We start from the raw sequence: 10134 nt of genomic DNA, 5'->3' as shown, positions 1-10134 counted from the left end.
GTCGGTGATTAACCCACAGCATTTATTTTTTGACCTGTCAAGGATGGCGGCAGGATGGCGATAACCTAAAACATTTGGGGCTAAACCCATAAGAAAAATGATTGACCCAAAAATATTTAACACTGCATCAGTTAGAAAGAGCATTTCAAGATTTATTAGCTGGGAAACGGATAACAGAAGCAGCATTAAACGCAGGATTTGATTCACCATCACATTTTGCATTTACAGTAAAAAGGATGATGGGGCTTCCGGCGAGAAGTACAGTAAAAGATAGCGAATTTTTGAAAGTTTATTAGAGGTTTGTTTTCTATAATAGAGCCATAAGAAGAAAGAGAGGCGATATTATGGAGAAGAAATATCTTGAAATGACTAAAATGCTAAATTTCGATGTAGAGAGTATACAGTCTCTCATAAAAAATCGTAAATGGATAGAATTAGATGAATATAACAAAATAGCTGCCATTTATGATTTCGTAAGAAACGAGATATTGTTTGGATATAACAGTTCAGACTTATTATCTGCAGAAGAAGTGTTAAAAGATGGATACGGGCAATGTAATACAAAGGCAACTTTACTTATGGCGTTGCTACGAAGTGTAGGAATACCTTGCAGATTGCATGGCTCTGAAGTAAGTAAACATTTTCAGCGAGGAGCTACATCATGGTTAATTTCCGTATTGGCGCCGGAACGTATCGTGCATACTTGGGTAGAAGTTCTATACTTGGGTAATTGGATTGCACTTGAAGGTGTGATTACAGATGAAAGTTATGTGAGTGCGATAAAGGATAAGCATAAAAATGTTAGAGGAGCTTTTGCTAAATATGCGGTGGCTGTATCTAATTTAGAAAGGCTTAATCTTAATTGGCATGGAGAGGATACGTTTGTACAAAATTATGCTGTAGTTGTGGATTATGGAGTATATGATAATCCAGATAGCTTCTTTGAACAACATCGCCAAACATGGAGTAAATTGAAAAATTTTGCTTATGTGCATTATGGAAGAAAAGTAATGAATAGAAATGTCGATAAAATACGGAAAATAATATAAGTATGCACACGCAAATTTCAGTCTTGCGAAGAAACTGAAAGCAACAGAAGATTTGAATTTGTCGGATTGGTAAATTCCAATTTCATGAAAAAAAGGAAAAAATGGAGCAGATTATTATGTTGAGGAGATAGAATGGAAGAGGACATTTTAAATGGAACAATAAACGAGTATAAAGAAATGCCACTTAGGAAAGTTGGAGAAAGTGAATTCAAATATGGATGGTTTTTACCACAACATGACGGAGGTTGGGTGCTGATAAAAAAAGATATGCACGAAAAGTGGTATTATATACGATTAGGCTATGTAAGTGAATCAGAAAGATATGATTCTTTATTAGAATTATTAGATGAAGCGAACATAGATATTATTCGTTCCAAGATTTAGAGAACTGTTTCTAGTATAATGTAAATTAAATAAATATCCTATATAAAATATGATGATTTTGTGATAAAATATATTTGGAAAGAAGGTATATTTTATGAGAAATACATATTTAAATCTGACAGATGAAGATAGGGATTATTTAGTTGCATTAACCAGAAAACGTACTATACAAGCTCGAATTGTAGATCATGCAAAGATTTTATTATATAAATCACAAGGCTTATCATTAGATAAAATTGCTGATAAACTTGATGTTACTAAGCGTACTGTTCAATTGTGCCTTTCCAAATACAACCAAGGTGGTATTAATGCTGCATTATACGACAATGAGCGTTCAGGACGACCAGTCGAAATTTCAAATGATGCGAAGGCATGGATGATTAATATTGCTTGTCAAAGACCTGTTGAATTAGGATATTCTCAGGAATTATGGACATTAAGTAATCTTCATAAGCATATCAATCAGCATGCGAAAGAAGCAGGTTTTCCACGCCTTGAAACTGTAACAAAAACTTATGTTCAGAAATTTCTAAAAGACCAGGACATAAAGTCTTTTAAAATCAAGTACTATTGTGAAAAAAGAGATCCTGATTTTGAAAATAAAATGCATGATGTATTACTCGTTTACAAGCAGGTTGAAATGCAGTTTGATGAAGAGGGAAAACTTATTGTTCCAGATAATTGGGTAATGACACATACAATTTCATATGATGAAAAGCCAGGAATACAAGCTATAGCAAATGCATCACCAGATTTGCGTCCAAATGCTAAAAATGGAGAAGTCTACAGAGATCACGAATATAAACGATTAGGAACAGTATCATTACTCGCATGTATAGACTTAAATACTGGAAAAGCCATTCCTCTTGTAAGCGATACACATAAAAGTTCTGATTTTGTAGAATTTCTCAAAAAGCTTGATAGAGAATATCCATCGCAAGATACCATTCGAATCATACTTGATAATCATTCTGCACATAAATCAAAGGAAACAAAAAAATTTTTGTCTACAATGCCTGAACATCGATTCAAATTTGTATTTACACCAACACATGGTTCATGGCTAAACTTAATAGAAAGCTTTTTTAGTAAAATGACAAAACAGATGTTACGTGGCATTCGTGTAGATAGCAAACAGGAACTTATAGATCGAATATATCAGTATTTTGATGAGGTGAATAAAGAACCTGTTATTTATCATTGGAAGTACAAAATGGATGAAATTTCGGAGGAAGAAATCAATGGTTATAAATAGGATATTTATTAAATATCCGTTGTACTAGAAGATTCATATATCAAGAAATGGTATAAATTATCTTGTTTAGATGTGAAGGGACAGGGCTGAGAATTTTTGACAATGATTCAAATGGTATTTCTGTAAGATATATTAAGTTTGGAGGGATAAAATGCAAGAATATATTGAGGTTAAATCAAATGGAAAAATAATTGCAAAGAAGGGAACAAATCCAAGAAGTCCATATAATCATCAAAAAGATGCTATGGCTAAATTAAGTTTGATTGATAAGGAAGAATCATTTAGTACATTGGTAGTATTGCCTACAGGTGGTGGAAAAACTTATACAGCTTCCACATGGTTATTAAAGAATGCAATTGATAAAAAGAAGAAAATATTATGGATTGCACATAGGCAAATGCTTTTGGATCAAGCGGCGGAATCATTCCAAAGATTTGCATATGCGGAAGCTATGCCTCACATAAGTGAATTTACTTATAGAATAGTTTCCGGTTCATCCAATCATGATAGAAGTATTGATATTTCACCAAGAGATAATATTTTAATTCTCAGTAAAGATAGTATTGGTCGAAATCTTTCAGTGTTGGACAAGTGGTTAAAGGGAGAAAACGAAGTCTATTGCGTGATAGATGAAGCACACCACGCCACAGCTAAAACATATAGAAAAATTATCAATTATGTGCAGGAGAGAGTTCCAAATATGAAATTGCTGGGACTTACAGCTACACCTTTTAGAACTGCAAAGGAAGAGGAGGGATTGCTTTCGAAGATTTTCAAAGATGGTGTTGATGAATCTGGAAATGTAGTAAAAGGTGATTTGGGCATTACTTACCAGATAGGACTTAAGGAATTGATTAATGCAAGAATTCTATCCACTCCAATTTTTGAATGTAAGTATACAGAAGAAGATTATGGAGCTGATCTGGGATTGGATGCTTTAGAACATATTCAGAGATTAGACGTATTGCCAGAAGAATTAGCTACGGAGATTGCAAGTAGTGCAGCACGTAACAAGCTGATTGTTGATACATATGTAAATAGGGCGAAAGAATATGGTCAGACTATTGTATTTGCTGTAAATATCAATCATGCAATAGCATTAAATAAATTATTTGGTAAGGCTGGGGTGAAGTCAGATTATATTGTTTCTGACATTAGAGATGCCATAACAGGAGTTACTATCTCAAGAGAAGATAATGAGAGAAAACTGCAGCAGTATCGTGACGGAAAGCTGCAGGTTTTAATAAACGTAAATATTTTAACAGAAGGTGTTGATTTACCACAGACAAAGACTGTATTTTTAGCAAGACCTACAGTGTCTAAAATCTTGATGACACAGATGGTTGGAAGGGCATTACGAGGTACAGCTGCGGGTGGTACTGCTAAGGCTTATATTGTTTCGTTTGTTGATCAGTGGAATGAAAATATTGCATGGTGTAATCCTGCATCCTTGTTTCATGGCGAAAATGATTTTGAAGATAATGAAGTAGAGCGAACAAAACGACAGATAAGCATGATTGCTATTTCAAAGATAGAGGAATTTGCCTCTATGTTGGATGATTCCATTGATACATCTGCACTGGAAAAAGTTCCATTTGAACAGCGTTTTCCTATTGGAATGTATGCATTTACATATTTGGATGGCATGGATATTTCATATCAGGTCATGGTATATGACAGTACGAAAGAATCATATGAGCAATTAATGGAATCTTTACCAGAGTTATTTAGCAGCTATGGATTAGAGGATGAAGAGTATCTGAGTAATGAAATGCTTGAAGAACTGGAGGAACAGTGCAGAAATACATATTTTTGCGGCGATATGGTTCCACCATATGAAAAAAGAGATATCATTAATATCTTGAAATACTATGCACAAAAAGAAGAAGCACCTGAATTTTATACCTTTGATGATATTGATACCAGAAGGTTAGATCCATCTGTTATTGCAAAACATATATATGATGAGGACATGGGGGAGAGGCGAAGAAACGAGTACATAAATAGTCTTTGGGAGTCCAATGATGATAATCTGCTTCGTTTGTTCTTTGGAAGAAAAATATACTTCTTGAAACAGGTTCAGTTAGAACTTATGAAGATATCACATCCAGATGTGTTTGAAGAAGAACATAATGTAGTATTTGGAAAGAGAAATTTTGAGGATATGGCTTTGTGTGAGATTGGAAAGGTTGCTCCAGAAGTAGAAAAAGAACTACGGGATAAGGCATTTGAACGTGCAAGAAATAGCAAAGGTCTCTATGAGTGTGCTGCTTGTAAGATGACATCTCATAACAGAATACCCTTCCAGATTGATCATATTATTCCATTAAACAAAGGTGGAAAGACAATTCCTGAAAATCTGCAGGTGTTATGTAGAAAATGTAATGCATCTAAGAGTGATAAGGTTATGGATATATGATTGGAGAAGTACAATGGAAGAGTTACTATATGACGCAAAGACTTTGGCAGGAATCATAATTAACAGAGATATGTCAATCAGAGCATCGCAGAAATTCTTGAATGACATTTGGGAATATGAAAAAGAGTATCTTTACGCAGGTCATCGATTTAATAAAAAACAGTTTATTACGGATGTAATGGATGAAGTGGATTATTGGCAAAATAAAACAACGATTGATAAAGAGATAAGGTCTGTAAACAGAGATTTTGAAGCAATTGGAAGTGAATGTAGGTATATAGCTGATGATGAATACTATGATATTAGATCATATTTTATGGAAATGAGATTAAGAATTGTCTTTTTAGACAATCAGGATTTTGTCAGAATGAAGCTTAGAACACTTTTGAGAGATCATGGATATAAAAGAAGAACTGCAGGATTGAATGCATATTTAAGACAATGTATGTACTTTTATCATATAGAAACATTTATCAGGGGAGGAGAAAAGTGTGATATCGGCGATATTGCACTTGATGATATGGTAACATTTCGTGTGTTACAAAATATAAGACCTTATATTGTTTGTGGTGAGAATTGGTTGGACAAGCAACCGGGGAGAAGTGAATAAAATGGGATTTTGGCATTGTAATTGTATAGTTGTATTTGATAAAAACAAAGAAAAGCTTCTTTTCTGTAAGCGTGCGAAAAATCCGTATAAGGGACTGCTTAATTTCGTTGGTGGAAAAGTGGAGCAGGAAGAGAACAGTGAGCATGCCGCTTATAGGGAACTTTTTGAAGAAACTGGTATTTCTAGAAGAGATATAAAGTTGCATAGGCTCATGGATATGACATACTATCAGCAACAGTTTGTTCTTGAAATGTATGTTGGTATTTTGGAAGATGATGTACCTCTAATAGAGGAAGTCAATTCTTTGGAATGGATTCGTATTACAGATGATTTTGCAGATTCAAACAGATATGCCGGTGATAAAAACATTGCCCATATTGTAGAAGTGGCAAAGATGTTTGATTTAAGTAAGGAAGAAGACGAACAGATTTTGGATAAAGGAATATTTGTAGGGGTTGACGGATGTAAAGGTGGTTGGATAACTGCTTTAATTAGTAACGGAGAGCTATCTTTGAAGAAATATAGTGATTTCTCAAAAATGGTTTTTGATACCACACAATTTGATGGAATGCTTGTGGATATGGTAATAGGACTTCCTAGCAATATAGAGCAGTATGAGAAAAGACCGGATGGAATTGCAAGAAAGATTGTAAAGCCTAGAACTTCAACCGTATTTGCGGTTCCTACAAGACAAGCTGTGTACGAGTTTATAAAAGATAAACAGAAAGATGCAAACTTATCAGCGATTGGAAAAGGTTTATCAGAACAGACGATAGCCATTATTCCTAAAATGAGAGAAGTAGATGAGTTTTTACTGTCAAATGAAGAGTACATGAATGTAATCAGAGAAAGCCATCCTGAGGTGTGCTTTGCACGACTGAACGGAGAGGTTCTTATGACGAATAAATCAGAGAAAGAAGGAATCACGGACCGAGTTCAGGTATTATCAAGGTATTTGCAGGGGTTATCGGAGGAATATGTGAGAACATCTGCAAAAAAGTTAGGGTGTAAATTAGATGATATTTTGGATGCAGTCTGTCTTGTAGTCACAGCAAATCTTGATGCACAGGGTAGGACAGAGATAATACCAGAGAACCCATCTACAGACGATAAAGGACTAAAAATGCAGATGGTCATTCCTAAAAGATAAGGAATATGCATGAAAGATTATAATCATAACGGAAGAATTGATTCTGAAGATGAATTACTTTTACAAGAGATGGTCAAAGATAGAGTGGATGAATCCATTGAAAAACATTCTTTTAGCGATGGGTTAAAGGGATTTGGATTAGTGATTATTGGATTATTGGTTTTAGCAGGAATAATAAAAGTAATATTTTAATGTTAGGTGTTGTATATGAATAAGTCACAGAAGTGGATGGAGATTATTAAAAGATTTTCAAATACTGGTGAAACAGGGAGATGTCCTGATTGTGGATATGAAGAAAAACTCGAAGTAATTATAACAGATGATGGTATAGGTTCTGTTACATTTCATTGTAAGAGATGTAATAGATATACACATTTTGATGGGAGAAGGATTTGATTTTGGAACATAAAAATGGTACAGATTATCGTGTTAATTGAAGGAATGGTAGTATGCAGATATATGTAGATGCAGACGCTTGCCCGGTGGTAAGTATTGTAGAAGAAGTGGCAGAAAAATATAGGATCAATGTTACATTGCTCTGTGATACGAATCACATTTTGACTTCTGATTACAGTGAAGTCATTGTGGTTGGTGCAGGAGCAGACGCAGTTGATTATAAATTAATCAGTATTTGTCATAAAGGAGACATCGTTGTTTCACAGGATTACGGAGTAGCAGCAATGGCACTTGGAAAAGGTGCGTATGCAATTCATCAATCAGGAAAATGGTACACAAATGAAAATATTAATCAGATGTTAATGGAACGACACCTAAATAAGAAAGCAAGGAGAGGTTCTCATAAGAATCATTTGAAAGGGCGCACGATGTCCGGTGGACATCGGCTTTGCGCGGACCGGAGCGAGAGCGGAGACCCTAGGAAAAGGACGGAGGAAGACGATAAGAGATTTGCACAGTCGTTTGAGAAGTTGGTGTTGATGGCACGGACACAAGAAGGAGATTAAAGAGTGGCAAATAGCAAGAAAACCAAAATACATAAGAAAACAGATGGACAGCTTTTGCAGATGAACAAGTCTTTTAACAATCTTAAGATGAAGCAGAAAGATAAAATTACTGCATGGGTATATGAAGAATACAAAAAGTATGTAACTGAGAATGAAAAAGTGCCCGACGCAGAAGTAGATGAGCATATTATTGATGCGGTTCTTGATAAGATTAATGAGGCACAGATTTGGATACCGTCGGGAGAAATTGTCAGTTATTATCACAGAAAGAAACCGCATTTGCAGAAACGACTGAATAATGAGAAAAACATAAAGTTCAAGTCATATGTGAGTTTTTATAAGAGTATCGTGGATCAGGATAGATGTGCGGTAGTAATATGCAATCTGAATCATGAAATTATTTATATGAATCCGGCAGCTGTACTTAACTATGAGAAATGGGGCGGAGAAAAGTTGATTGGAAGAAGCCTCATGGAATATCACAACCAAGCGTCTAGAGAAAAGATACAGCAAGTGGTTGATTGGTTTATAGCAGATGATAACCACAATATTGTATATACTTTTCACAATGAAAAACAAAATAAGGATGTATATATGGTTGCTCTTCGAGATGAAGGAAAGCTGATTGGGTACTACGAGAAGCATGAATATAGAAATACAGAGAAAATGAAACTTTATGATTTGTGGTAGGTGAAGCAGATGAATATACAGATTTTTGGAACAAAGAAATGTAATGATACAAAGAAAGCAGAACGTTTCTTCAAGGAGCGTGGTATAAAGTATCAGTTCATTGATATGAAAGAAAAAGGCATGAGTAAGGGAGAGTTTACTTCTGTTGCACAGGCTAATGGAGGTCTTGAAAATATGATTAACTGGGAAGGAAAAGATCAGGATATACTTGCTCTTATTAAGTATATTGCAGATGAAGATAAACTGGAAAAGGTACTTGAGAATCCGCAGGTAATTAAAACACCAGTAGTAAGAAATGGAAAGCAGTCTACACTTGGATATCAGCCTGATGTATGGAAGGGATGGAATTAATGGTAAAGAAGATAATGCATGATCCGCTGTTTCTGGCTCGGAAGTCAGTGGATGCAACAGAGGCAGATAAACAGATTGTGACTGATTTGCTTGATACACTTAGGGCAAATTTAGAACACTGTGTTGGTATGGCTGCCAATATGATTGGAGTAAAAAAGAATATCATTGTAGTAGCAGCCGGACCATTTCAATTTGCAATGATAAATCCGGTAATAACAAAGAAATCCGGAGCATATCAGACTGAGGAAGGATGTCTTTCTCTGAAAGGTGTAAGACCATGCACGAGATATCAGGAAATTGAAGTGGATTACCTTGATCAGAATTTTATGAAACAGCATGGAAAGTATTCAGGATGGACAGCACAGATTATTCAGCATGAGATTGACCATTGCAATGGAATAGTAATATAAGAATCAGGCAGGTGGCAAGATGTATTTAATCAAGACGGTAAAAGGTGATATCACGAAAATAACAGATGTTCAGGCAATCGTAAATGCTGCAAACAACTCTCTTTTAGGAGGCGGTGGAGTTGATGGTGCCATTCACAGGGCAGCAGGACCAGAACTTCTAGCAGAGTGTAGAAATCTTCATGGTTGTGAGACAGGTCAGGCAAAGATTACAAAAGCATATAATCTGCCATGTGATTATGTGATACATACTGTGGGTCCGATTTGGAATGGCGGCAGACATAGGGAAGAGGAACTTCTTGCAAGCTGTTATTTTAATTCTATGAAACTGGCAATGGATAACGGAATTAGGACGATTGCATTTCCTTCTATATCTACAGGAGTATATAGCTTTCCGGTGGAATTAGCAGCAAAGATTGCGGTAAAGACGGTAAGCAGATTTTTGGAGGATGACGAGAATAGCTTTGATCTTGTAGAATGGGTATTATTTGATTTTGCGACAGAATCAGTATATGAAAAAGAAGTGGATAAGCTGTATTCATAGATTGGAGTGTGGTTTATATGCCAAAATGAAATGGTCTGAATTAAGTCCCATGCAGACAGGACGATATGCAGGGGATTATGCAAAAATGAAATTTATTGAAATAAATATATGATTTGAGGGTCAAAAGGTATTCCAGCAAGGATACCGTATAACCATAAATTTGTACCTTGAAAACTTCACATAAATGAGGATTTTGTCAGCAATAAGTGGTATTATATAAGCAGAAGAAAGCGAGGAAACCACTTATGTCTTTTAAATCAAATGATAGTCAGCAGATTACATTAAATGATGCTTTATTCGGTCTTACAGACCG

The 10134-nt window shown here is 35.2% G+C and carries 14 protein-coding genes; all 14 read left to right on the top strand.

Annotated elements, in window-relative coordinates:
* Positions 1-101: 101 nt before the first annotated feature.
* Positions 102-296: a helix-turn-helix domain-containing protein gene (locus ACTQ1L_RS14955; protein ID WP_441368026.1), complete on the top strand. Its 195-nt coding sequence runs from the start codon at positions 102-104 to the stop codon at positions 294-296.
* Between the two features lie 48 nt (positions 297-344).
* Complete coding sequence (locus ACTQ1L_RS14950; RefSeq protein WP_441368024.1) at positions 345-1049, top strand: transglutaminase-like domain-containing protein; 705 nt, start codon at positions 345-347, stop codon at positions 1047-1049.
* Positions 1050-1181: 132 nt separating this feature from the next.
* Positions 1182-1433: a hypothetical protein gene (locus ACTQ1L_RS14945; protein ID WP_441368023.1), complete on the top strand. Its 252-nt coding sequence runs from the start codon at positions 1182-1184 to the stop codon at positions 1431-1433.
* Between the two features lie 94 nt (positions 1434-1527).
* Entirely contained in the window at positions 1528-2688 is a 1161-nt protein-coding gene (locus ACTQ1L_RS14940) for an IS630 family transposase (RefSeq protein WP_441368021.1), read from the top strand.
* Positions 2689-2839: 151 nt separating this feature from the next.
* Complete coding sequence (locus ACTQ1L_RS14935) at positions 2840-5107, top strand: DEAD/DEAH box helicase family protein (protein WP_441368019.1); 2268 nt, start codon at positions 2840-2842, stop codon at positions 5105-5107.
* 13 nt (positions 5108-5120) lie between these two features.
* A complete protein-coding gene (locus tag ACTQ1L_RS14930; protein ID WP_441368017.1) occupies positions 5121-5717 on the top strand; it encodes a hypothetical protein in 597 nt (198 codons plus the stop codon).
* Position 5718: 1 nt separating this feature from the next.
* A complete protein-coding gene (locus ACTQ1L_RS14925; protein WP_441368015.1) occupies positions 5719-6867 on the top strand; it encodes a DUF429 domain-containing protein in 1149 nt (382 codons plus the stop codon).
* Positions 6868-6876: 9 nt separating this feature from the next.
* Positions 6877-7059, top strand: a complete 183-nt coding sequence (locus ACTQ1L_RS14920) for a hypothetical protein (protein ID WP_441368013.1) — start codon at positions 6877-6879, stop codon at positions 7057-7059.
* A gap of 15 nt (positions 7060-7074) precedes the next feature.
* On the top strand, positions 7075-7263 hold the full coding sequence (locus tag ACTQ1L_RS14915) for a hypothetical protein (protein WP_147525347.1): 189 nt from the start codon (positions 7075-7077) through the stop codon (positions 7261-7263).
* Between the two features lie 53 nt (positions 7264-7316).
* On the top strand, positions 7317-7829 hold the full coding sequence (locus ACTQ1L_RS14910) for a YaiI/YqxD family protein (protein ID WP_441368012.1): 513 nt from the start codon (positions 7317-7319) through the stop codon (positions 7827-7829).
* Between the two features lie 3 nt (positions 7830-7832).
* Positions 7833-8519, top strand: coding sequence for a PAS domain-containing protein (locus ACTQ1L_RS14905; RefSeq protein WP_441368010.1), 687 nt, complete (start codon positions 7833-7835; stop codon positions 8517-8519).
* Between the two features lie 9 nt (positions 8520-8528).
* Positions 8529-8870 (top strand): arsenate reductase family protein, encoded by a 342-nt coding sequence (locus tag ACTQ1L_RS14900; protein ID WP_016287818.1) that lies wholly within the window; start codon positions 8529-8531, stop codon positions 8868-8870.
* The gene (locus tag ACTQ1L_RS14895) at positions 8870-9280 is read left to right on the top strand and encodes a peptide deformylase (protein WP_441368008.1); all 411 of its coding nucleotides are present in this window, start codon (positions 8870-8872) and stop codon (positions 9278-9280) included. The genes ACTQ1L_RS14900 and ACTQ1L_RS14895 overlap by 1 nt, the downstream gene beginning before the upstream one ends.
* 19 nt (positions 9281-9299) lie before the next feature.
* Positions 9300-9821, top strand: coding sequence for an O-acetyl-ADP-ribose deacetylase (locus ACTQ1L_RS14890; protein ID WP_441368006.1), 522 nt, complete (start codon positions 9300-9302; stop codon positions 9819-9821).
* The last annotated feature ends 313 nt before the right edge of the window (positions 9822-10134 follow it).

The organism is Agathobacter sp. LCP21S3_B2, from assembly GCF_052118705.1.
Classification (GTDB): Bacteria; Bacillota; Clostridia; order Lachnospirales; family Lachnospiraceae; genus Roseburia.
Note: the sequence above shows the minus strand (reverse complement) of the source record. Positions and strands in the feature narration are given on the sequence as shown.

What these genes read in the sequence shown, in the direction of transcription:
- ACTQ1L_RS14950 (WP_441368024.1), top strand. Translation starts at nt 345, where the DNA reads ATGGAGAAGAAATATCTTGAAATGACTAAAATGCTAAATTTCGATGTA.
- ACTQ1L_RS14945 (WP_441368023.1), top strand. Translation starts at nt 1,182, where the DNA reads ATGGAAGAGGACATTTTAAATGGAACAATAAACGAGTATAAAGAAATG.
- ACTQ1L_RS14940 (WP_441368021.1), top strand. Translation starts at nt 1,528, where the DNA reads ATGAGAAATACATATTTAAATCTGACAGATGAAGATAGGGATTATTTA.
- ACTQ1L_RS14935 (WP_441368019.1), top strand. Translation starts at nt 2,840, where the DNA reads ATGCAAGAATATATTGAGGTTAAATCAAATGGAAAAATAATTGCAAAG.
- ACTQ1L_RS14930 (WP_441368017.1), top strand. Translation starts at nt 5,121, where the DNA reads ATGGAAGAGTTACTATATGACGCAAAGACTTTGGCAGGAATCATAATT.
- ACTQ1L_RS14925 (WP_441368015.1), top strand. Translation starts at nt 5,719, where the DNA reads ATGGGATTTTGGCATTGTAATTGTATAGTTGTATTTGATAAAAACAAA.
- ACTQ1L_RS14920 (WP_441368013.1), top strand. Translation starts at nt 6,877, where the DNA reads ATGAAAGATTATAATCATAACGGAAGAATTGATTCTGAAGATGAATTA.
- ACTQ1L_RS14915 (WP_147525347.1), top strand. Translation starts at nt 7,075, where the DNA reads ATGAATAAGTCACAGAAGTGGATGGAGATTATTAAAAGATTTTCAAAT.
- ACTQ1L_RS14910 (WP_441368012.1), top strand. Translation starts at nt 7,317, where the DNA reads ATGCAGATATATGTAGATGCAGACGCTTGCCCGGTGGTAAGTATTGTA.
- ACTQ1L_RS14900 (WP_016287818.1), top strand. Translation starts at nt 8,529, where the DNA reads ATGAATATACAGATTTTTGGAACAAAGAAATGTAATGATACAAAGAAA.
- ACTQ1L_RS14895 (WP_441368008.1), top strand. Translation starts at nt 8,870, where the DNA reads ATGGTAAAGAAGATAATGCATGATCCGCTGTTTCTGGCTCGGAAGTCA.
- ACTQ1L_RS14890 (WP_441368006.1), top strand. Translation starts at nt 9,300, where the DNA reads ATGTATTTAATCAAGACGGTAAAAGGTGATATCACGAAAATAACAGAT.